Raw genomic sequence first — 22,307 nt, 5'->3', positions numbered from 1 at the left:
GCGACCGGAGGAGTGCAGTGGCAGCCAACGACCGGGCAGCAGCTCCCGGAAAGTCCGGTGGGAGTGCCGGTTCCGATGGCCTGATGCGCGCCTCGCTGAGTGCCGTCGCACCCGGCACGCCGTTGCGTGACGGCCTGGAGCGGGTCCTCCGCGGCAACACCGGCGGTCTGATCGTGCTGGGCTCCGACAAGACGGTCGAGGCGATGTGCACGGGCGGCTTCGTGCTGGACGTGGAGTTCACCGCCACCCGGCTGCGCGAGCTGTGCAAGCTGGACGGCGGCATCGTGCTCTCCTCGGACCTGTCGAAGATCCTCCGGGCCGGCGTGCAGTTCGTGCCGGACGCGACGATCCCCACGGAGGAGACGGGCACCCGGCACCGCACGGCGGACCGGGTCAGCAAGCAGGTCGGCTTCCCGGTCGTCTCCGTCTCCCAGTCCATGCGGCTGATCGCCCTGTACGTCGACGGGCAGCGCCGCGTCCTGGAGGACTCGGCGGCGATCCTGTCCCGCGCCAACCAGGCCCTCGCCACGCTGGAGCGGTACAAGCTCCGCCTCGACGAGGTCGCGGGCACGCTGTCCGCGCTGGAGATCGAGGACCTGGTCACCGTCCGGGACGTCTCGGCGGTCGCGCAGCGCCTGGAGATGGTGCGCCGCATCGCCACCGAGATCGCCGAGTACGTGGTGGAGCTGGGCACCGACGGCCGGCTGCTCGCCCTCCAGCTCGACGAGCTGATCGCGGGCGTCGAGCCCGAGCGCGAGCTGGTCGTGCGGGACTACGTCCCCGAGCCCACCGCCAAGCGCTCGCGCACGGTCGAGGAGGCGCTGGCCGAGCTGGACAAGCTCAGCCACGCCGAGCTGCTCGAACTGTCCACCGTGGCCCGCGCGATGGGCTACACCGGGTCCCCCGAGGCGCTCGACACGGCCGTTTCCCCGCGTGGCTTCCGCCTGCTGGCCAAGGTGCCCAGGCTGCCGGGCGCGATCATCGACCGCCTGGTCGAGCACTTCGGCGGCCTGCAGAAGCTGCTCGCCGCCAGCGTCGACGACCTGCAGACGGTGGACGGCGTGGGCGAGGCCCGCGCCCGCAGCGTCCGCGAGGGGCTGTCGCGGCTGGCGGAGTCGTCGATCCTGGAGCGGTACGTCTGACGGGTTCCGGCGCGGGTTCCGGTTCCGGCCCCGACGCCGGTGCTGACGCCCGCGCCGGTGCGGATGCGGGAGCCGTTGCGGACGCCGCGCCGGTGCCGATGGCGGACCTGGCCGGGTGTCAGTCCGCGGCCAGCACGAACGACGTCTGCGTCTTCGCGTACCCCGGCGCCTTGGCCTCCACGAGGTAGGTGCCCGGCTTGGCCGAGCCCGCCGGAGGCGTCCCGCACTCGGGGGCGCTCGGCTTGCGGTCCCACTTCACGAGGTACGTGATGCTGCTCTTCGCGGGGACCCGGTAGAGCAGCCTGCCGGCGCCCTTCGGGCAGTCCGAGGACGACCAGTAGGGGTCGTCGCCGCCCGCCTGGGTGATGGTCACCACCGCGCTGCGCGGACCGAGGTCGACCTTGCAGTCGCTGCCGGAGGAGTTCTTCGCGACGAGGCGGAAGGTCGGCGTCTGGTCCGGCGCGTAGGTGTTGCGGACGCTGTTCAGGCTCAACGACACCGCTCCGGGCGTGCAGTTGGGGAGCGTGGAACCGGCCGGGAGCACCGCGCCCGTACCGCCGTCGCCCCCGTCGCTGCCGTTGGCGCCGTCGTCCGAACCGCCGCCGGACGCACCGGTGTCACCGCCCGCAGTGCCGTCCGGTCCACCGGAACCGCCCGACCCGGTGCCGCCCGAGGCGGAGCCGCCGCCCGAGCCGGAACCGTCGCTGTCGCCGCCGCTCGACTCGTCGCGTCCGCCCGGGTGTTCGGTGATCGCCGGTCCGGAACCGGACGGTCCCGGGGTGATCGAGGGTGCGGGATTCTTGCCGTTGGACCCGCCGGCGTGGTTGCCGCCGCCTCCGCCGCCGGAGGTCGCGATCCATGCGATCAGCAGCGCCAACAGCGCCAGCACAGACAGCAGTACGACCCTCCGACGCCAGTAGATGGAGGAGGGAAGCGGCCCGACCGGATTGCGCAGAGATCCCACGGCGCAAACTGTACGAGAGATCGACGCGCCAACCCGCGCCACCCGCCGCGTGGAGTCACATTCTTTTCCGGATCATCATCCCGGAACCGTCCCGGGGCGGCGCACCGCCGCTGTCCTCGGCAAGTGCCCTGCCAGGAAGGGCCGTAGGACCGCGAGCAGTTCCGCCGGGCGGTGCAGCGGGATGATGTGGCCGCAGTCGGCGACGAGATGCTCGGTGAGGTCGTCGGCGAAGGGGCGCAACTGGCGGGCGAGCGCGGCGCCGACGGGGTGCGAGCCGACCGCCAGGGTCGGCACGGTCAGCCGGTCCTGGGACACGGCCCGCTCGATCTGCGCGGCGCTCTCCGGCAGCGCGCGGTAGTACGCGAACGCGCTGTGCAGCGCCTCCCAGCCCGTGTACGCCCGTACGAACGCGTCCCGTATCCCGGGGCGTACGCCCGCGCCGAGGGTGCCGGCGTCCAGGAACCAGTCGACGTACCGGTCCTCGGCGCCCTGCAGCACGGTCTCGGCGAGCCCGGGCACGGCGTGGAAGCCGAACCACCACGGCGGTCCACCGGCGAGGAAGTCCTCGGCGCCGGGGAGGCGGCCGATCAGGGACTCCATGAGCACCAGCCGCCGCACCAGGCCGGGGCGGCGCATCGCCAGCAGGAAGGCGGGCGGGGTGCCCGCGTCGATGCCGACCACGGCGGCCGTCGTCTCGCCGAGCGCCGCCAGCAGGGCCGCGGCGTCGTCGGCCAGCGTTCCGGCGTCGCCGCCGGACGCGGTCCGTGTGCTCGCCCCGAATCCGCGCTGGTCCGGGGCGATGACGCGGTACCGGTCGGCGAGGCCGGCCATGACGTCGGTCCACAGCTGCCAGGTGTGCGGGAAGCCGTGCAGGAGCAGCACGGCCGGGCCCTCACCGGCGACGGCGACGTTGAGGTCCGTGCCGTTGACGGGGATACGGCGGATTTCGGGGTCGGGCACGGGGACACTCCAGTACGACCGAGGGCGGTTACCAAAGGTGACAAGCTCACGCTAGGCGACTAGCCTGATCCGCCCAAGAAGGCACTTCTGCGTCAGGTGGTGAGCTGCAGGTGACCAAGGCGACCGGCGCGGGCGGCGGCAGGCGGGGGGATCTGTTCGACCCGCTGTGCCCCACCCGCCGTCTCCTCGACCGCATCGGCACCAAGTGGACCTCCATGGCGGTCAAGGTGCTGGCCGAGGCGGCCCCGGGCGAGGTCCGCTTCGCCGACCTGAAGCGGCGCATGCCGGGGATCTCGCAGAAGATGCTCTCCAGCACTCTGCAGAGCCTCACCCGCGACGGCCTGGTGGCCCGGCGCGTCGAGCCGACCGTGCCACCGCGCGTGCACTACCGGCTGACCGGCCTCGGCCTCTCCCTGGAGGAGCGGCTGGCCGGCCTGCGCGCGTGGGCCGAGGAGCACATGGCGGAGATCGAGGCCAACAACCTGCGGGAGGACGGCGAAGCGCGGCGGCGCGACGAGGCCGGGGCGGAGTAGCGACGAGGTCGGGGCCGAGTAGCGACGCGGTCGGGGCGGAACGGGGGGCGCGCGTTTCGGCGGGCGCCACCCCGCCTGTCGTCGGTACGCACGCGCGCGTGCCGCCTCATGGCAGGATCGGAACCGCCATGACTGCGCCCACGAAGCTCCCCCACAGCCCCGCCGACCACCCCGCCGACGCCCTTGCCGGCACCCCCGACGCCGGCTCCGACGGCGCCTCCGGGCACCTGCTGCACTCCCCCGTCATCGCGTGGTTCGACGCGCACGCGCGCGACCTGCCCTGGCGGCGCCCGGAGGCGGGCGCCTGGGGCGTGATGGTCAGCGAGTTCATGCTCCAGCAGACGCCGGTCAACCGTGTCCTGCCGGTCTACGAGCAGTGGCTGGCGCGCTGGCCGCGTCCGGCCGACCTGGCCCAGGAGGCTCCCGGTGAGGCGGTGCGCGCCTGGGGCCGGCTCGGCTACCCGCGGCGCGCGCTGCGGCTGCACGGTGCCGCGGTCGCCATAACGGAACGGCACGGCGGCGACGTACCGTCGGACCACGCGCAGTTGCTGGCGCTGCCCGGGATCGGCGAGTACACGGCGGCGGCGGTGGCGTCCTTCGCGTACGGGCAGCGACACGCCGTGCTGGACACCAATGTGCGCCGGGTCCTGGCGCGTGCCGTCACCGGTGTGCAGTACCCGCCGAACGCCACGACGGCGGCCGAACGGCGGCTGGCGCGCGCCCTGCTGCCCGAGGACGAGCGGACGGCCGCCCGCTGGGCCGCCGCCTCGATGGAGCTCGGGGCGCTGGTGTGCACGGCGAAGAACGAGGCCTGCCACCGCTGTCCGATCGCCGCGCAGTGCGCCTGGCGGCTCGCGGGCAAGCCGGAGCACGACGGGCCGCCGCGGCGCGGTCAGACGTACGCCGGTACGGACCGGCAGGTGCGGGGCAAGCTGCTCGCGGTGCTGCGCGAGGCGCACGGGCCCGTGCCGCAGGCCGACCTCGACCGGGTGTGGCACGAGCCGGTGCAACGCGCGCGTGCCCTGGACGGTCTGGTCGCGGACGGTCTGGTGGAGCCGTTGCCGGGCGGTCTGTACCGGCTGCCGCTGACCTGACGGGAATTCACCCGGCAGGGCCGCCCGACAGGCAAATCCGCCGGAAGCGGCACCAAGTATCCGACCGTTTTGTCCGGTTCGTCGTTCCGTTACACAACCGACGGACAGCCGATCGACAGCCGAGCGCTTCCTCGGACAGTGCCGTGACAACCCCTCCGTAGCTTCCTTTGCGTGCCCGGTGGACCGGGACGGTGACAGACCCACAGGCAGTGAAGCCCGACGGCGACAGGTTCGTCGGGAAACGGGGAAAAGCGGGGAAGCGGAGGCGGTTGATCATGGCGCAGGGAGAGGTGCTCGAGTTCGAGGAGTACGTCCGTACCCGGCAGGACGCGCTGCTGCGCAGCGCCCGCCGGCTGGTGCCGGACCCGGTCGACGCCCAGGACCTGCTCCAGACCGCCCTCGTGCGGACGTACCACCGCTGGGACGGCATCGCCGACAAGCGGCTCGCGGACGCCTACCTGCGCCGGGTCATGATCAACACGCGGACGGAGTGGTGGCGGGCCCGCAAGCTGGAGGAAGTGCCCACCGAGCAGCTCCCGGACGCCTGTGTGGACGACAACACCGAGCAGCACGCGGACCGCGCCCTGCTGATGGACGTCATGAAGGTGCTCGCCCCGAAGCAGCGCAGCGTGGTCGTGCTGCGACACTGGGAGCAGATGTCCACGGAGGAGACGGCCGCCGCCCTCGGCATGTCGGCCGGAACGGTCAAGAGCACGCTGCACCGGGCGCTCGCCCGGCTCCGCGAGGAGCTGGAGTCCCGCGACCTCGACGCACGCGCGCTGGAGCGTGAGGAGCGGGAGCGTTGCGCGGCCTGACCGACGCGGGGCCCGGCCCGGACCGGACCCACCAGGCGGCGATCGCGGCAGTGGCCGTGCTCGCCGCCGTCGCCCTTTCGGTGTCCGCGTGCGGCACCGGCGGCACCGGAGCCCGTGACGAGGGGCCCGCGCACGCCGACTCGGTGGCGGGCCCGGCGGCGGCCACCTCGCCCACCCCGTCGGCGACGCCGCAGAAGGTGGACCCGGTGCGGCTCGTCAAGGACGATCCGCAGGTCTCGGCGGCCGTCAAGCGGGACCTGGAACCGTGCGTGGGGGACGAGTACCCGGTCGACGTGTCGTACGGGAACCTCACCGGCGGCTCGGCCGACGACGTCGTGGTCAACGTGCTGACCTGCGGGGACGCCGTGGGCGTCGGGTCGTACGTGTACCGCGAGGAGGACGGCGGCTACCAGAATGTGTTCAAGGCCGAGGAGTCCCCGGTCTACGCGGAGATCGACCGCGGCGACCTGACGGTGACCAAGCAGGTGTACGAGAAGGGTGATCCGGTGTCGAATCCGTCCGGTGAGACCGTCACGACCTACTCCTGGATCGCGGGCCGCTTCATCGCACGGGACACCCACCGCACCCGCTACAGCAACGCCGTCGGCTCGGCCGGCGCGGCACCGGCCGAGGACAACTGACGAGATTTCTCCCCGCCTGCGTGAACCGATCGGACCGCCGGATCCGATGAACGGGTGAGGGCAGTACGAGACCGACACGAGGACTGAGAGCACCCGGATGGCAGACCAGACACACGTGCTGTTCGTCGAGGACGACGACGTCATCCGCGAAGCGACCCAGCTCGCCCTGGAGCGGGACGGCTTCGCGGTCACCGCGATGCCCGACGGGCTGTCGGGGCTGGAGGCGTTCCGGGCCGACCGTCCGGACATCGCCCTGCTGGACGTGATGGTGCCCGGCCTGGACGGCGTGAGCCTGTGCCGGCGCATCCGCGACGAGTCCACCGTCCCCGTGATCATGCTGTCCGCACGTGCCGACTCGATCGACGTCGTGCTGGGCCTGGAGGCGGGCGCGGACGACTATGTGACCAAGCCGTTCGACGGTGCCGTCCTGGTCGCCCGGATCCGCGCGGTGCTGCGCCGCTTCGGGCACGCGGGCGGGGGCGACCGCGCGGACGAGGCGGCCTCGGACGCCGCCGGCGGCCTCCTGACCTTCGGCGACCTGGAGATCGACACCGAGGGCATGGAGGTGCGGCGCGCCGGTCAGCCCGTGGCGCTGACCCCGACCGAGATGCGGCTGCTGCTGGAGTTCTCCTCGGCGCCCGGCACCGTGCTCTCCCGCGACAAACTCCTGGAGCGGGTGTGGGACTACGGCTGGGGCGGGGACACCCGCGTCGTCGACGTCCATGTGCAGCGTCTGCGCACCAAGATCGGCCAGGACCGCATCGAGACGGTCCGCGGCTTCGGCTACAAGCTCAAGGCCTGAGCGGGGCGGGCAGCGACATGCGGGGGACTTTCCGGCGCCTGCTCCCGGCCAGGGTGGAGCGGGCGGAGATCCGTACGGGACTGAGGTGGAAGCTCAGCGCGGCCATCGCCCTGGTCGGCGCGCTGGTCACGATCGTGCTCAGCCTGGTCGTGCACAACGCCGCCCGGGTGTCGATGCTGGACAACGCCCGCGACCTGGCCGACGACCGCGTCAAGATCGCCCAGCGCAACTACGAGCTGTCCGGGCGGCCGAACTTCCCCAACATCAAGATCGACGACCCGACCCTGCCGCGCGAGCTGCGGCGGGAGATGGCGGACAACCGTCGGGCGACGTACGTCACCGACCGCGGGAGCGGCGCGCCGGACATCTGGGCGGCCGTGCCGGTGAAGGACGGGCACGTGCTGTCGCTGCACACCGGGTTCACCAACCGCAGCACGGACATCCTCAACGACCTCGACCAGGCCCTGGTGATCGGCTCGATCGCGGTGGTCGTCGGCGGCAGCGCGCTCGGCGTGCTGATCGGCGCCCAGCTGTCGCGCCGGCTGCGCAAGGCGGCGGCCGCCGCCAACCGGGTCGCCAAGGGCGAGCCGGACGTGCGGGTGCGGGACGCCATCGGCGGGGTCGTGCGGGACGAGACCGACGACCTGGCGAGCGCGGTGGACGCGATGGCGGACGCCCTGCAGCAGCGGCTGGAGGCGGAGCGCCGGGTGACCGCCGACATCGCGCACGAGCTGCGTACGCCGGTGACCGGGCTGCTGACCGCGGCCGAGCTGCTGCCGCCGGGCCGTCCGACGGAGCTGGTGCTGGACCGGGCCAAGGCGATGCGGACCCTGGTGGAGGACGTGCTGGAGGTGGCCCGGCTCGACGGCGCCTCGGAGCGGGCGGAGCTGCAGGACATCATGCTGGGCGAGTTCGTCGCCCGGCGGGTGGCGGCGAAGGACCCGGACGTCGAGGTGCGGGTGGTGCACGAGTCGGAGGTCACCACCGACCCGCGCCGCCTGGAGCGCGTGCTGTTCAACCTGCTGGCCAACGCGGCCCGGCACGGCAAGCCGCCGATCGAGGTCACCGTCGAGGGCCGGGTCATCCGGGTCCGCGACCACGGGCCCGGCTTCCCGGAGGACCTGCTGGCCGAGGGACCGAGCCGGTTCCGCACCGGGAGCAGCGACCGCGCGGGCCACGGACACGGCCTCGGCCTGACCATCGCCGCCGGCCAGGCCCGGGTGCTGGGCGCCCGGCTGACCTTCCGCAACATCCGGCCCGCGGGCGCGCCCCCGCACATACCCGCCGAGGGCGCGGTCGCCGTGCTGTGGCTGCCGGAGCACGCACCGACGAACACGGGCAGCTACCCGATGCTGCCGTAGGCCTCGGCCAAGGTCCCGGCCAGGACATCGGCCGGGCAAGGGGAAGGCCCCCGGGGCGGACACCCGCCGGGGGCCTTCGATTCTCCGGGCCGGCTGCTCGGGCGGCCTCGGCGGTCTGCTGCTCGGACCGCACGCTCGGACCGCCTCGGCTGCCCGCCGCACGGCCGCGCGCTCGGACCGCCGCAGCCGCCTGCCGCCCGGGCCACCTCCGCTACCCGCTGCTCAGACCGCCTCGCGACCCGCTGCTCAGATCGCCTCGGCTGCCTGCCGTTCGGCCGCCTCAGCGACCCGAGCCGTTGCTCAGACCGCCTCGACGACCGGCGGCTGGGCCGCAGTGCCGTCCTGCGCGTTGTCGCCCTTGGCGGGGCCCGCGCCCTTGAGCGGGACCTCCTTCACGAACAGCGCCGACACCAGCACGATCACGGCGACCGCGGCGCCCAGCAGGAAGGCGGAGTGCGTGCCGGAGGAGACCGCGTGCTGGTAGGCCTCGCGGGCCGCGGCCGGCAGCTTGGCCAGGCTGGCCGCGTCCAGCTGCGCGGACTGCTCGGTGATCTTCGCGCCCATCGAGCCGGCCCGCTCGGCCATGACGTCCTGGACGCGGTGGTTGAAGAGCGCGCCCATGATCGCGACACCGAAGGAGGAGCCGAGCGTGCGGAACAGGGTGGTGGAGGAGGACGCGACGCCCATGTCCTTCATCTCCACGCTGTTCTGCGCGACCAGCATGGTGATCTGCATCAGGCAGCCCATGCCCGCGCCGAGCACGGCCATGTAGAGGCCGGAGGTCAGCCGCGAGGTGTCGGTGTCCATCAGGGACAGCAGGTACAGGCCGACGACCATCAGGACGCCGCCGACGATCGGGAAGGCCTTGTAGCGGCCGGTGTTGGTGGTGACCCGCCCGGCGACCATCGAGGTCACCAGCATCGCGCCGAGCATCGGCAGGAGCAGCAGGCCGGAGTTGGTCGCGGACGCGCCCTGCACGGCCTGCTGGTACAGCGGCAGGAACAGCGTGGCGCCGAACATCGCGAAGCCGGTGATGAAGCCGATGAGCGACATCAGCGTGAAGTTGCGGCTGCGGAAGATGTGCAGCGGCACGACCGGCTCCGCGGCCTTGGTCTGCCAGAACACGAACCCGATCAGCGCGGCGACACCGATGCCGATCAGCTCCATGATCCGCGCGGAGGTCCAGGCGTACTCCGTGCCGCCCCAGGTGGTGACGAGCACGATCGCGGTGATGCCGATGGTGAGCAGCCCGGCGCCCAGGTAGTCGATGCGGGCCTGCGCCCGCTTCTTCGGCAGGTGCAGGACGGCGCTGATCAGGCCGAGCGAGACGACGCCGAGCGGCAGGTTGATGTAGAAGGCCCAGCGCCAGCCCCAGTGGTCGGTGATGGTGCCGCCGACCAGCGGGCCGCCGATCATCGCCAGCGCCATGACGCCGGCCATCATGCCCTGGTACTTGCCGCGCTCCCGCGGCGGGATCAGGTCACCGATGATCGCCATGACGCCGACCATCAGACCGCCGGCGCCCAGGCCCTGCACGGCGCGGAAGCCGATCAGCTGGCCCATGTCCTGGGCCATGCCGCTGAGCGCGGAACCGGCCAGGAAGAGCACGATCGAGGCCATGAACGTGCCCTTGCGGCCGTACATGTCGCCGATCTTGCCCCACAGGGGCGTGGCCGCCGCGGTGGCGAGGGTGTACGAGGTGACGACCCAGGAGAGGTGTTCGAGCCCGCCCAGCTCGCCCACGATCGTCGGCATCGCGGTGCCGACGATCATGTTGTCGAGCATCGCGAGCATCATCGTGATCATCAGTGCGAGCAGCACGACGCGGACGCTCTTGGGCTGTTTGCCCGCGTCCTGTGGTGCCGTCTGCTCTGTCGTCGCTGTGTCCGCCATCGTTCCCACTCCCCCACGAGTGCTACTTACTTGCCGCCCGGCTAGTTGTCTACACTGGAAGGTAGACGCCTAACTAGCCGGGCGTCAAGTAAGTTTCCCGGGGGCTGGGCGCAGTAGGAGGATGGGCGGCACCATGGACGGCACCAACCAGCAGCGGCGCCGCGGGGACACCCGCCAGCGCATCCAGGACGTGGCCCTCGAACTCTTCGCCGACCAGGGCTACGAGAAGACCTCCCTGCGCGAGATCGCCGAGCGCCTGGACGTCACCAAAGCGGCCCTGTACTACCACTTCAAGACGAAGGAAGAGATCCTCGTCAGCCTCTTCGAGGACCTCACCCGGCCGATCGAGGACCTGATCGAGTGGGGCCGGCAGCAGCCGCACACCCTCGCCACGAAGCAGGAGATCGTACGCCGCTACAGCGAGGCCCTGGCCGGTGCGGCACCGCTCTTCCGCTTCATGCAGGAGAACCAGGCGACCGTCCGGGAACTGCGCATCGGCGAGGTGTTCAAGGAGCGCATGCTGCGCCTGCGGGACATCCTCATCGACCCGGATGCCGAGCTGATCGACAAGGTCCGCTGCGTCAGCGCCATGTTCACACTGCACGCCGGGATGTTCGTCCTGCAGGACGTCGAAGGCGACCCCGAGGACAAGCGCAAGGCGGTCCTGGAGGTCGCCACCGACCTGGTCACCCAGGCGCACCAGGGCGCCTGAGGCCGGCCACGGGTCAGACGGTCACGCCCTTGCCGCGCAGGAAGGCGACGGGGTCGACGGCCGAGCCGTAGTTCGGGGTCGTACGGATCTCGAAGTGCAGGTGCGGGCCGCTGGAGTTGCCGGTGTTGCCGGACCGCGCGATGTGCTGGCCGGTGGCGACGACCTGGCCGACCCGCACGTCGATACGGGACAGGTGCGCGTACTGCGAGTAGGTCCCGTTGGCGTGCTTGATGACGATGGCGTTGCCGTAGGCGGGGCCGTCACCGGCGCCGTTGCCGCCGGCCTTGACCACGGTGCCGCCGTGGGCGGCGACGACGTTGGTGCCGGTCGGGACGGCGAAGTCCTGGCCGGAGTGGCGGTGCGACCACATGCCGCCGGCCTGGTTGAAGCTGGCGGAGAGCTTGTAGTGCTTCACCGGGTCGACCCAGGAAGCCTTCTTCTTGGCGGCGGCCTTCTTGGCGGCGGCCTTCTTCGCGGCGGCCTTCGCCAGGGCCGCCTTCTTCGCGGCGGCGGCCTTCTTGGCGGCGGCGACCTCGGCGGCCTTCGCCTCCTTGGCGGCCTTGGCCTGGGCGACGGCCTGGGCCTCGACGGCCGCGGCAGCGCTGGTGGCCGACGTGGCATCGGCGGCGGCCGCGACCCCGGCCCCCAGCACGACCGAGGCTCCCAGTCCGGCGGCCAGGACGGCGGCGCGGGTGCGGAGCTGGGACGTACGGGACGTGCGGGACGTGACGCGCTGGAACATCGAAACCTCAGGGGTGCGGGGACAGAGAAAAGCCACCCGACGCACAAGGCGTCCGCCGGATGGGCTCATCCTTGGTAACCCCGCCGCCCACACAGGCCCAAACGTGTGATCTACGACGGAACCTAGTGGATCAGCTCAAAGCTCCCGACTTCTTGACAGAGCCAGCACTCGGGACAAATCGCCCCCAAAAGCGGAAAGCGGCCTGGCAATTCCAGGCGTGATGCCCCTTTTGCCATAGTTCGCGGTGATCTTCGCTGCCACTATTCCGCCTAGTAACGGACAAATCGCCTGTGCGGCATGTCACCGGGCACCGGGATCCGCGACGGCCCGAATGTGGCGCAGACCTCTAGCCACTTACCGTCCGGTAACCCTACGGTTCCTCTCGCGCCACCCTCACCACCGATCATGCACCCGACAACAGCACGCCCGGACGGAGAGGACCCCCCACCCACATGACCAGCCGACGTACCTGGTGGCACCGCGCATCCCTGGTCGCCGTGTCCGCGACCGCCCTCGTGGCGATGGCCGCCCCGGCCGACGCCGCGACAGCCGCCCCCGGCGTCTCCACGACGGCCTCCGGCACCACCACCGCGGCCTCCGGCGTACCCACCGCGGCCTCCGCGAAGGTCGACTACGGCACCTGGCAGCAGGACTGCCAGGCCGTCATGGACCAGGCGCTGCCCTACGTCCAGCAGCGCGCGGCCCAGCCCCGGCCGGGCGAGAAGCAGGCGATCGTCTTCGACATCGACAACACCACCCTGGAGACCGACTTCGGCTTCAGCTACCCGCAGCCGGCCAACAAGCCGGTCCTGCAGGTCGCCCGCTGGGCCCAGGAGCACGGCGTCGCCCTGTTCTTCGTCACGGCCCGCCCCGGCATCCTCTCCGCGCCCACCGAGTGGAACCTGACGTACGACGGCTACCGGGTCTCCGGCCTGTACGTCCGTGGCCTCTTCGACCTGTTCAAGGACGTCGCCGCGTACAAGACCGCCCAGCGCGCCGCCATCGAGGCCAAGGGCTACACGATCATCGCGAACATCGGCAACAGCGCCACCGACCTGTCGGGCGGCCACGCCGAGCGGACGTTCAAACTGCCGGACTACGACGGACAGCTGTCCTGATCCCGGACTAGGCACCCTCCGATCGCGGAAGGCTCAGGGGGAACACTGGGGGCGGTTCCGGTGGGGGGTGGCGGATGGAACCCGCGCTACTCGGCGGCCGACTGGCGTCCAGCCTGGTCGGCACGCTGGTGAAAAAGCTCTTCGTGGCCGACGGGCCGGGCGCGGGGCTGGTGGACCGGCCCGTACGGCTGAAGGACCTGGTGTCCTTCCGCGGGGAGAAACGCACGCTGGGCGAGAAGGACGTCCACAAGCTGGCGGAACACCTCGTCCAGCAGGCGATCGACTCGCCCGGCGAACGCCCCTTCCCGCCCGCCGAGCGGATCGCCGTGGCCGACGCGCTGGCCCACCGCCTGCTGGCCCTCGGCGAGCTGGACATGGACGACGTCCAGGCCGTACGGCTCGGCCACCGGGACCTGGCCGGCCTGCTGCGCGGGCAGGCACCCCCGGCGGACGGGCTGTCGGACGACGCCCTGCTCTTCCTGGACTCCGCGACGGAGTGGGCCTGCCTGCAGATCCTGGAGTTCTTCACCCGCCGCTCCACATTTGTCGCCCGCACCCTGGTCGAGCAGACCCGGGCGCAGGCTGACCTCATCGCCAAGGTCGACGAACTGCTGGCGCGCACGCCCCGCCCCGGCGCCCGGGACACCGCCTTCGAACGCGACTACCTCGACCACATCGCCAGAAAGCACGGCAGGCTCACGATCTACGGCATCGATCTGGTCGCCTCCCCCGCGCGCTGGCCGCTGGACGCCGCCTATCTCAGCCTCGACGTGACCGGCCACGGCAGTGAACCGGCGTTCGAGCGAGCGACGGCCGCGCCCATCCCGCTTCCCGCCGACCAGGCCCTGTCCGGCCATGACCGGGTGCTGCTGCACGGGGTCGCCGGATCGGGCAAGACCACGCTGATCCAGTGGCTCGCGGTGTCGGCGGCGACCGGACCGAGCGGCCGTACGGCCTATCTCACCGGCCGGATCCCGTTCGTGCTCCCCCTGCGCACCCTCACCCGGCACGGCGACCGCCTCCCCGCCCCCGCACGGTTCCTGTCGGCCGTCGGCTGCCCGCTGGCCGGCACCCAGCCGGAGGGCTGGGAGCACCGCGTCCTGGCCGGCGGCCGCGGACTCGTCCTGGTGGACGGCCTCGACGAGGTCCCGGAGGCCGAGCGCACGGCCGCCCGGACCTGGCTGAGCGACCTCGTGGAGACGTACCCGGGCAACCGCTGGCTGGTCACCTCCCGGCCGTCGGCCGTCGGCGGCAACTGGCTCGCCGCCGAGGGCTTCAGCGAGCTGAGCCTGTGCGTGATGACCGCGCCGGACGTGGCCGCGTTCATCCGCCGCTGGCACCGGGCGGCCGCCACCGGCGTGCCCGAGGAGGACGCGCTCCTCGCCGCCTACGAGACCCAGCTGATCGACGCCGTCCGCACCACGCCCGCCCTGGGCCGCCTCGCCACCAACCCCCTGATGTGCGGCCTGCTCTGCGCCCTCCACCGCGACCGGCGCGGCTACCTGCCGCACGGCCGCCGGGAGCTGTACGACGCGGCGCTGTCCATGCTTCTCGTACGCCGGGACCGCGAACGCGCGATCGCCGTGCCCGAGCTGAGCGAGGAACCTCAGCTCCAGGTCCTCCAGCGGCTCGCCTACTGGCTCATCCGCAACGGCCGTACCGAGCTGGACGGCGGCCGCGCGGAGCGGATCATCGCGGAGGTGCTCCCGGCGATCCCCGCCGTGCGGGTCCTCGGGGACGCTCGCGCGGTCCTCCACCACTTCCTCATCCGCACCGGCCTGCTGCTCTCCCCCGCCCCGGACACCATCCACTTCGTGCACCGCACCTTCCAGGACTACCTGGGCGCGCGGGCCGCCGTGGAAGCCGGCGACTTCGGCCTGCTCGCGGAGCACGCCGCCGACGACCAGTGGTCGGACGTGATCCGCATGGCCGTGGCCCAGGCCCGCCCCCGCGAACGTGCCGAACTGCTCGACGCGCTGACCGCGTCCTCCGACAAGCGCGTCCACCTGCTGGCCATGGCCTGTCTGGAACACGCCACGGAGCTCGACCCGGCGGTACGGCGCCGCGTCGAGGAGGTGGCCGCGACCCTGTTGCCGCCCCGGACGGAGACCGAGGTCAAGGAGCTGGCGGCGGTCGGGCCGCTGGTCCTGGAGCTGTTACCGGGCCCGTTGGGGCTGTCCGACGAGGAGGCCGAGGCGGTCACGGCGACGGCCGTGCTGGTCGGCACGGACGCGGCGGTGCCGGTGCTGGCGCGTTACCGGGAGCACCCGGCGGAGCGGGTCCGGCTCAATCTGACCCGGGCGTGGCACCGCTTCGACACCGAGGTGTACGCCGACGAGGTGCTGGCCCATGTGGACACCGGCGACCTGTTCATCTTCCCCGGCACCCCCGCGGAGGTGCGGGCCCTGCCCCGGCTCGGCGCCCGGACCCGGCTCGGGGTGCGGGGCGACCACTTTCCGGCGGACGTGCTGAGGGTGCTGCCCGAGCAGGTGGAGTACCTCGGCTTCTACGAGAACGCCCTGCTGAGCGACCTGCGCCCGCTGGCCGAGCGACGCTCCATCCGGCATCTCACTCTGGCGCGCTGTCCCGGGCTGAAGGATTTGTCACCGGTGGCCGAGCTGGGTCTGATCAGCCTGAACGTGCAGGACCTGGGTGGGGCGGAAGGGCTGGACCGGCTCGGCACCCTCCAGAGCCTCACCGTCGCGACCCGCCTGCCGGACGGGCTGGCGGCTCTGCCGCAGGACGCTCCGCTGACCTGGCTCAGGGTGAACGGGGACGCCGTCGCGGAGGCCGGGTTGCGCGGCCTGAGCCGGTGGACGTCGCTGAACGTCCTCATCTGTGACGACGTCGGGCCGCTGACGGCCCAGGACTGGGCCGAGGTCGCGCGGCTCCCCCGGCTGAACAGCCTGCGCATCGGGGCGGATCAGGTCGCCGGACTCGCGTCCGCCGCGCACCTGCCGGTGGTGGAGGACCTGTTCGTGTCGCAGGTCCGGGAGGACACCGATCTGTCGCCGCTGACCCGCTGCTGTCCGCGCGTGCGCAGGGTCAGGCTGTTTCCGTACCAGCTGTCCGCGACGCTGGACCCGGTCGGATTCCAGGCGCTGTTTCCCGACGCCGAGGTGACGGTCCAGACCTTCCGGCCGTACCTCTTCTGAACGACGAAAAAAGGGGGCCGGCGCCCAAAGGCGCCGGCCCCCTTTCGGGATCCGTGACGCTTACGCGTCCTTGCTCAGGTTCGGACCGGCGCCGCCGGCAGCCTGCTCCACCGGGGGCAGGTCGGGCAGGGCCGACTTCTCCTCACCGCGGAAGGTGAAGGTCTGGGACTCGCCCTCGCCCTCGGTGTCCACGACCACGATGTGACCGGGGCGCAGCTCGCCGAAGAGGATCTTCTCCGACAGGCTGTCCTCGATCTCGCGCTGGATCGTGCGGCGCAGCGGCCGGGCGCCCAGCACGGGGTCGTAGCCCTTCTTGGACAGCAGCTCCTTGGCGGACTGGGAGAGCTCGATGCCCATGTCCCGGTCCTTCAGGCGCTCGTCCACCTTGCTGATCATCAGGTCGACGATCCGCAGGATGTCGTCCTGGGTCAGCTGCGGGAAGACGACCACGTCGTCGACGCGGTTGAGGAACTCGGGGCGGAAGTGCTGCTTGAGCTCGTCCGAGACCTTGTTCTTCATGCGCTCGTAGTTGGTCTTCGTGTCGCCCTGGGCGGCGAAGCCCAGGTTGAAGCCCTTGGAGATGTCCCGGGTGCCGAGGTTGGTCGTCATGATGATGACCGTGTTCTTGAAGTCCACGACCCGGCCCTGGGAGTCGGTCAGGCGACCGTCCTCCAGGATCTGCAGCAGCGAGTTGAAGATGTCCGGGTGGGCCTTCTCGACCTCGTCGAAGAGGACGACCGAGAACGGCTTGCGGCGCACCTTCTCCGTCAGCTGGCCGCCCTCCTCGTAGCCCACGTAGCCGGGGGGCGAACCGAAGAGACGCGAGACGGTGTGCTTCTCGCTGAACTCCGACATGTCGAGGGAGATCAGCGCGTCCTCGTCGCCGAAGAGGAACTCGGCGAGCGCCTTGGACAGCTCGGTCTTACCGACACCGGACGGGCCGGCGAAGATGAACGAGCCACCCGGGCGCTTGGGGTCCTTCAGACCCGCGCGCGTACGGCGGATCGCCTTCGACAGCGCCTTGACGGCGTCGTTCTGGCCGATGACCCGCTTGTGCAGCTCCTCCTCCATGCGGAGCAGGCGGCTGGACTCCTCCTCGGTCAGCTTGAAGACCGGGATGCCGGTGGCGGTGGCGAGGACCTCGGCGATCAGCTCGCCGTCGACCTCGGCGACGACGTCCATGTCGCCGGCCTTCCACTCCTTCTCCCGCTTGGCCTTGGCGGCCAGGAGCTGCTTCTCCTTGTCGCGCAGGGAGGCGGCCTTCTCGAAGTCCTGCGAGTCGATCGCGGACTCCTTGTCCCGGCGGACGGCGGCGATCTTCTCGTCGAACTCGCGCAGGTCCGGCGGCGCGGTCATCCGGCGGATGCGCATCCGGGAACCGGCCTCGTCGATCAGGTCGATCGCCTTGTCCGGCAGGAAGCGGTCCGAGATGTACCGGTCGGCCAGCGTGGCGGCCTGGACCAGCGCCTCGTCGGTGATGGAGACGCGGTGGTGGGCCTCGTACCGGTCGCGCAGACCCTTGAGGATCTCGATCGTGTGCGGCAGGGACGGCTCGGCGACCTGGATGGGCTGGAAGCGGCGCTCCAGGGCCGCGTCCTTCTCCAGGTGCTTGCGGTACTCGTCCAGCGTGGTCGCACCGATGGTCTGCAGCTCACCGCGGGCCAGCATCGGCTTCAGGATGGAAGCGGCGTCGATGGCGCCCTCGGCGGCACCCGCACCGACCAGCGTGTGCAGCTCGTCGATGAACAGGATGATGTCGCCGCGGGTGCGGATCTCCTTGAGCACCTTCTTCAGGCGCTCCTCGAAGTCACCGCGGTAGCGGGAGCCGGCGACCAGCGCGCCGAGGTCCAGCGTGTAGAGGTGCTTGTCCTTCAGCGTCTCGGGCACCTCGCCCTTGACGATGGCCTGGGCGAGGCCCTCGACGACGGCGGTCTTGCCGACGCCGGGCTCACCGATCAGCACCGGGTTGTTCTTGGTACGGCGGGACAGCACCTGCATGACCCGCTCGATCTCCTTCTCGCGCCCGATGACCGGGTCGAGCTTGGACTCACGAGCGGCCTGGGTGAGGTTCCGGCCGAACTGGTCGAGGACCAGGGACGTCGAGGGGGTGCCCTCCGCAGGGCCGCCGGCGGCGGCGGTCTCCTTGCCCTGGTAACCGGAGAGCAGCTGGATCACCTGCTGCCGCACGCGGTTGAGATCAGCGCCCAGCTTGACCAGGACCTGGGCGGCGACGCCCTCGCCCTCGCGGATCAGGCCGAGCAGGATGTGCTCCGTGCCGATGTAGTTGTGGCCCAGCTGAAGGGCCTCGCGGAGCGAGAGCTCCAGCACCTTCTTGGCACGGGGGGTGAAGGGGATGTGACCGGACGGCGCCTGCTGGCCCTGGCCGATGATCTCCTCCACCTGCTGGCGGACCGCCTCGAGCGAAATCCCGAGGCTCTCAAGGGCCTTGGCGGCGACACCCTCACCCTCGTGGATCAGGCCCAGGAGGATGTGCTCGGTGCCGATGTAGTTGTGGTTGAGCATCCGGGCTTCTTCCTGAGCCAGGACGACAACCCGCCGCGCGCGGTCGGTGAACCTCTCGAACATCGTTAATCGCTCCTCAGAGCGGTCAGGCAGTAAGGGGAACTTCCCCTCCCTGTCCTTCCGCAGCTTAGTCCCGCAAGCGGGGACCGCTCATTCCAACTGCCGACACCGTCGATGGCCTCCTGACCCCGAACGCCGACATCTGCTCCAACCCGATGGTGCGAGACGATGTTCCCGCAGGCCAGGCAGATACCCCAGTCGCCAGTACGCCGATGGCGAACGTGAGACGGCCTGCCCTGCGTGTCGCCCCCTCCCACTAGGGATGTCTTACCCGCCGTCACGGACACTCCATGCCGCGTACACCGGTGGGCTCCGCTACGGGCGAACAACCTTGCGCCTCCCGGCACCCCCGAACGCCCCCTTTTCCGCCACTCTGCGCACACACCGGACCACCCAGCGTAACCCGGAGGGCTTTCCGGCTGTTGCGCTTGGCATGGTTGGCGCAGTCCCCCCATGGCCCACGGTCCCCCTTCCCCGCCGGCCGCTCGACGCGAGCGATCAGGTCCGGCGCTGGTACGAGAACGAACTGGCGTGGCCCACGGTGCCCGGCGAGCCGGTACGACTTTCGCTGGGCGTGCGCTTCGACGTCCTGGACGTGCCGGCCGAGGCGGGCCGCGCGGCGCTCAGGCGGCTGCCGCCGGGCTGCCCGGTGGCCGTGCGGGGCGACCGGATGGCCCTGCTGGTGGCGGCGGGCAGCGCGGAGGAGCTGCCGGGCCTGCTGGAGTGGCTGGAGTGGGGCGGCCTGCCGCTGGACCTGACGGCCCTGGGCGCGGGGGCGACGCTGCAGGCGCCGCTGCCGCCCGCGCGGTCCGGGCCGCGCGTGTGCGCCCCGCGTGCGCCCGGCGCGGGGCCGGGCCTCGCGGCGGACGAGGGCGCGCGGGCGCCGCGTTCGGCGCCGCCCGTCCCCTCGGGGCCCGGGGCGGCGTCCGGCTCCCCCGAACCGGGGACGCCGGCCCTGCGCCCGACGGGCACGTCGCAGGGGGCCGCCGTATGGCTGCGGCCCCCCGTACCGGGGTACGAGGTCGAGGCCTCGCTGCCGTCACTGACGGCGCTCGGGGGCCATGAGGGCGCCCCTGATCTCGCACGGCTGGTGGAGACGGTGGCCACACAGTGCCACCGGATCCGGTTGCGGAGCGCGTGCGCTCAGCCGTTGGCCTTCTCGTAGGCCTCGCGAATGGACGCCGGAACTCGGCCGCGGTCGTTGACCTCGTAGCCGTTCTCCTTCGCCCAGGCGCGGATGGCCGCGGTGTCCTGGTTGCCGCCGGAAGCGGCACGCGCCTTTCCGCGCCCGCCAGAAGAGCGGCCTCCGGTGCGACGACCGCCCTTCACATAGGGCTCAAGAAGGCCGCGCAGCTTGTCCGCATTGGCGGTCGTGAGATCGATCTCGTAGGTCTTGCCGTCCAGCGCGAACGTCACGGTCTCGTCCGCCTCGCCGCCGTCGAGGTCGTCGACAAGAAGGACCTGAACCTTCTGTGCCACCGGATTTCCTTTCATCGATAACGTGAGGGGCCTGGGGTCCGCGGCGTCCGCCGATTCGCCGCCCCCTGTTATATGCAGTACTGCAGTACGTCGGAAAGCAAACCGCTTTTGCTGGAAAAACACAAACCCCCGACGGAGACCGGACCCGGACCCCCGACCGGAAACATGCGCGTTTCGGACATAGGGAACCCGGGCAGGGGCGGTCCGTGGAATAGCCGGGCGTCCTCGGCGATCACAGATGCAGAAGCATCCGGCTGTTGCCCAAGGTGTTCGGCTTCACTCGTTCGAGGCCGAGGAACTCCGCGACGCCCTCGTCATAGGAACGCATCAGCTCCGCGTAGACATCGGTGTCGACGGGCGTCTCGCCGATCTCCACGAAGCCGTGCTTGCCGAAGAAGTCGACTTCGAAGGTCAGACAGAAAACGCGGCGAACGCCCAGCCAGCGCGCGGTCTGCAGCAACTTCTCCAGCACCTGGTGACCGACGCCGGCCCCCTTGAGGCCGGGCTTCACGGCGAGAGTGCGCACTTCCGCGAGGTCTTCCCACATCACGTGCAGGGCGCCGCAGCCGACCACCTCGGCGTTGTCGTCCCGTTCCGCGACCCAGAACTCCTGGATGTCCTCGTAAAGGGTCACGGTCGCTTTGTCGAGCAGGATGCCGTCACGGACGTACGCGTCAAGGAGTCGGCGGACGGCCGGGACATCGCTGGTGCGGGCCCGCCGGACGGTGATGGCTTTAGCGGTGGCTTCGGTGCTCTCGGCGGAGGGGCTCTCTGCTGACATGAGCGGACGCTATCGCCCGCCGCCCCCGGATGCCGAGCCGGGGTTCTCCTCCGCGCCTTCCCCGGCGGGTGCAGGTTCGGGTGTCGTTTCGCCGTCGCCGACGATGCGCAGTGCGTCGCGCAGGGCCTGCCGCTGTTCCTCGCTCATCATGCCGAAGAAGGCGACGAGAGCGGCGGCGGGGTTGTCGCTCTGCGCCCAGGCGTCGTTCATCAGCGCGGCCGCGTAGGCGGCCCTGGTGGAGACGGCCTCATATCGATAGGCCCTGCCTTCGGCCTCGCGGCGGACCCAGCCCTTCTGATGGAGATTGTCCAAAACGGTCATGACCGTGGTGTAGGCGATCGACCGTTCCTGCTGAAGGTCTTCCAGGACTTCTCGAACGGTGACGGGGCGGTTCCACTTCCACACCCGCGTCATGACCGCGTCTTCGAGTTCTCCCAATGGGCGAGGCACACCTCAGCACAGTACTGGGAGAAGTCGGCATTGGCGTGCCGGACGTGCACGTTCAGTGCCAAATGGGACCAAAAAGGGCGTACGACGTCGTCGTACGCCCTTCGAGACCGGCCCTGGGCCCCGGCGCCGGGTCAGGCGTCGGTGCCGGCGGTGGCCTGGCGGGTGCCCTCGGCGCGGGCGAGCGCGGCGTCGACCGCCGCGTCCTCCTTGGCCTTGTTGGCCCCGCCCTGGGTCTTCACGATCACCCGGATCACGCCGACGAAGAAGACGGCCATGACGACGGGGGGCACGAGCGCGGAGACGTAGTCCATGGCTCAAGAGTAGCCACGCGGGGCGGGGGATTTCGTGCGGGGTGGGGCGGGGTGGGCGTTTCAGCCCGCGGCGCGCCGCTCGGACGGCTGCGCCGGCGGCGGGGCCGGCTTGCGGCGCGGGAAGACCTCGCCGGGGGTGGGCACGGGCCGCCGGGCGGGCGCGGGCTTCGGCGCGGCGGGGGCGGGAGCGGGCGCGGGTACGGGGCCGGGCTTGTCGGCCGGCTGTCGCTCGGGGCCGCGGTCCCGGTCGGGCCGGTCGGCCGCGAGGCCGCCGGGGAGGGCCAGCAGGCGGGTGCGCGAGGCGGGCACGAACGGGACCGCGCGCGGGGCTCCCGGAGCCGCCTCGGCCGCGTCCGGTGCGGTGCGGGCCGCGCCGCGGGCCAGGCGCGCGCGTACGTCCTGTTCGGCGAGGATCTGGCAGCGGTCGAGGAGGGCGGCCGCGGTGGGGTTGCCGCGCAGCGCCCGCAGCGCGGCGAGGTCGTCCGCGACCGGCCGGTATCCGGCGCCCAGCGCCTCCTGAAGGAGTGTGAGGTAACCGGCGGCGGTGCCGGGCAGGGCGGCGCGGTAGCGGCCGAGGTCGGCCACCAGGAAGGCGCGCATCCTGGCCCCTTCCCGCACCGCCTCGTCGAGCGACTCGGCGAGCCTGAGGCAGTCCTGGACGTCCTCGGCTGAGGCGGTACCGGGGTGAAGGGCGAGGGCGAGGGCGCGGCGGAGCACACGCAGCTCCTCCACGCCGAACGCCATGCCGCCGCGGGATCCGTATGGCGTGGG

21 protein-coding genes are annotated in these 22,307 nt (G+C 71.6%); 11 read left to right on the top strand and 10 right to left on the bottom strand.

Annotated elements, in window-relative coordinates; translation table 11 throughout:
* The first annotated feature begins 17 nt into the window (after positions 1–17).
* Positions 18–1,142, top strand: coding sequence for a DNA integrity scanning diadenylate cyclase DisA (gene disA / locus IE308_RS26505; RefSeq protein ID WP_110629599.1), 1,125 nt, complete (start codon positions 18–20; stop codon positions 1,140–1,142).
* 118 nt (positions 1,143–1,260) lie between these two features.
* On the opposite strand, the gene IE308_RS26500 is transcribed toward disA, so the two are convergent.
* Positions 1,261–2,106 carry a hypothetical protein gene (locus tag IE308_RS26500; protein ID WP_190219801.1) on the bottom strand — a complete coding sequence of 282 codons (846 nt, stop codon included), beginning with the start codon at positions 2,104–2,106 and terminating at the stop codon, positions 1,261–1,263.
* 75 nt (positions 2,107–2,181) lie between these two features.
* Positions 2,182–3,066 carry an alpha/beta fold hydrolase gene (locus tag IE308_RS26495; RefSeq protein ID WP_190219800.1) on the bottom strand — a complete coding sequence of 295 codons (885 nt, stop codon included), beginning with the start codon at positions 3,064–3,066 and terminating at the stop codon, positions 2,182–2,184.
* Between the two features lie 110 nt (positions 3,067–3,176).
* Between IE308_RS26495 and IE308_RS26490 the strand changes: the two genes are divergently transcribed.
* The 6 genes from IE308_RS26490 to cseC all read left to right on the top strand — a co-directional run bounded on the left by IE308_RS26490 (position 3,177) and on the right by cseC (position 8,312).
* Positions 3,177–3,599, top strand: a complete 423-nt coding sequence (locus tag IE308_RS26490) for a winged helix-turn-helix transcriptional regulator (RefSeq protein ID WP_229909115.1) — start codon at positions 3,177–3,179, stop codon at positions 3,597–3,599.
* 128 nt (positions 3,600–3,727) lie between these two features.
* On the top strand, positions 3,728–4,693 hold the full coding sequence (locus tag IE308_RS26485; protein WP_308440128.1) for an iron-sulfur binding domain-containing protein: 966 nt from the start codon (positions 3,728–3,730) through the stop codon (positions 4,691–4,693).
* 275 nt (positions 4,694–4,968) lie between these two features.
* On the top strand, positions 4,969–5,508 hold the full coding sequence (locus tag IE308_RS26480) for a SigE family RNA polymerase sigma factor (RefSeq protein WP_110629594.1): 540 nt from the start codon (positions 4,969–4,971) through the stop codon (positions 5,506–5,508).
* A complete protein-coding gene (locus IE308_RS26475) occupies positions 5,496–6,149 on the top strand; it encodes a hypothetical protein (RefSeq protein ID WP_110629593.1) in 654 nt (217 codons plus the stop codon). Before IE308_RS26480 ends, IE308_RS26475 begins: the two co-directional genes overlap by 13 nt.
* Before the next feature lie 97 nt (positions 6,150–6,246).
* Positions 6,247–6,951, top strand: a complete 705-nt coding sequence (gene cseB / locus IE308_RS26470) for a two-component system response regulator CseB (protein ID WP_190219799.1) — start codon at positions 6,247–6,249, stop codon at positions 6,949–6,951.
* A gap of 17 nt (positions 6,952–6,968) precedes the next feature.
* Positions 6,969–8,312, top strand: a complete 1,344-nt coding sequence (gene cseC / locus IE308_RS26465; RefSeq protein WP_190219798.1) for a two-component system sensor histidine kinase CseC — start codon at positions 6,969–6,971, stop codon at positions 8,310–8,312.
* Between the two features lie 300 nt (positions 8,313–8,612).
* Here cseC and IE308_RS26460 read toward each other — a convergent pair whose 3' ends face one another.
* Positions 8,613–10,205 (bottom strand): MDR family MFS transporter, encoded by a 1,593-nt coding sequence (locus IE308_RS26460; RefSeq protein ID WP_190219797.1) that lies wholly within the window; start codon positions 10,203–10,205, stop codon positions 8,613–8,615.
* Positions 10,206–10,326: 121 nt separating this feature from the next.
* Between IE308_RS26460 and IE308_RS26455 the strand changes: the two genes are divergently transcribed.
* Positions 10,327–10,917: a TetR/AcrR family transcriptional regulator gene (locus IE308_RS26455; protein ID WP_190219796.1), complete on the top strand. Its 591-nt coding sequence runs from the start codon at positions 10,327–10,329 to the stop codon at positions 10,915–10,917.
* 13 nt (positions 10,918–10,930) lie between these two features.
* On the opposite strand, the gene IE308_RS26450 is transcribed toward IE308_RS26455, so the two are convergent.
* Complete coding sequence (locus IE308_RS26450; protein WP_110629589.1) at positions 10,931–11,659, bottom strand: M23 family metallopeptidase; 729 nt, start codon at positions 11,657–11,659, stop codon at positions 10,931–10,933.
* Positions 11,660–12,111: 452 nt separating this feature from the next.
* Here IE308_RS26450 and IE308_RS26445 point away from each other — a divergent pair, with 452 nt between their 5' ends.
* A complete protein-coding gene (locus IE308_RS26445) occupies positions 12,112–12,777 on the top strand; it encodes an HAD family acid phosphatase (RefSeq protein ID WP_190219795.1) in 666 nt (221 codons plus the stop codon).
* A 74-nt stretch (positions 12,778–12,851) separates the two neighbouring features.
* Positions 12,852–15,932, top strand: coding sequence for an NACHT domain-containing protein (locus IE308_RS26440; protein ID WP_190219794.1), 3,081 nt, complete (start codon positions 12,852–12,854; stop codon positions 15,930–15,932).
* A gap of 60 nt (positions 15,933–15,992) precedes the next feature.
* Here IE308_RS26440 and IE308_RS26435 read toward each other — a convergent pair whose 3' ends face one another.
* Positions 15,993–18,518, bottom strand: a complete 2,526-nt coding sequence (locus tag IE308_RS26435; RefSeq protein ID WP_110629586.1) for an ATP-dependent Clp protease ATP-binding subunit — start codon at positions 18,516–18,518, stop codon at positions 15,993–15,995.
* Positions 18,519–18,948: 430 nt separating this feature from the next.
* On the opposite strand from IE308_RS26435, the gene IE308_RS26430 reads away from it, so the two are divergent.
* Positions 18,949–19,680: an SCO3374 family protein gene (locus IE308_RS26430; RefSeq protein ID WP_190219793.1), complete on the top strand. Its 732-nt coding sequence runs from the start codon at positions 18,949–18,951 to the stop codon at positions 19,678–19,680.
* Here IE308_RS26430 and IE308_RS26425 read toward each other — a convergent pair.
* The 5 genes from IE308_RS26425 to IE308_RS26405 all read right to left on the bottom strand — a co-directional run bounded on the left by IE308_RS26425 (position 19,659) and on the right by IE308_RS26405 (position 22,280).
* Entirely contained in the window at positions 19,659–19,994 is a 336-nt protein-coding gene (locus tag IE308_RS26425) for a histone-like nucleoid-structuring protein Lsr2 (protein WP_110629583.1), read from the bottom strand. The two genes, IE308_RS26430 and IE308_RS26425, sit on opposite strands and share 22 nt — an antisense overlap.
* A 232-nt stretch (positions 19,995–20,226) precedes the next feature.
* Positions 20,227–20,775, bottom strand: coding sequence for an amino-acid N-acetyltransferase (locus IE308_RS26420; RefSeq protein ID WP_110629582.1), 549 nt, complete (start codon positions 20,773–20,775; stop codon positions 20,227–20,229).
* Between the two features lie 9 nt (positions 20,776–20,784).
* Positions 20,785–21,189, bottom strand: a complete 405-nt coding sequence (locus tag IE308_RS26415; protein WP_110629581.1) for a BlaI/MecI/CopY family transcriptional regulator — start codon at positions 21,187–21,189, stop codon at positions 20,785–20,787.
* A gap of 167 nt (positions 21,190–21,356) precedes the next feature.
* Positions 21,357–21,536: a hypothetical protein gene (locus IE308_RS26410; protein WP_190219792.1), complete on the bottom strand. Its 180-nt coding sequence runs from the start codon at positions 21,534–21,536 to the stop codon at positions 21,357–21,359.
* Between the two features lie 60 nt (positions 21,537–21,596).
* Entirely contained in the window at positions 21,597–22,280 is a 684-nt protein-coding gene (locus IE308_RS26405) for a hypothetical protein (protein ID WP_190219865.1), read from the bottom strand.
* Positions 22,281–22,307 lie beyond the last annotated feature (27 nt).

The sequence above is a fragment of the Streptomyces griseosporeus genome (assembly GCF_014656055.1).
GTDB lineage: Bacteria > Actinomycetota > Actinomycetes > Streptomycetales > Streptomycetaceae > Streptomyces > Streptomyces griseosporeus.
Note: the sequence above shows the minus strand (reverse complement) of the source record. Positions and strands in the feature narration are given on the sequence as shown.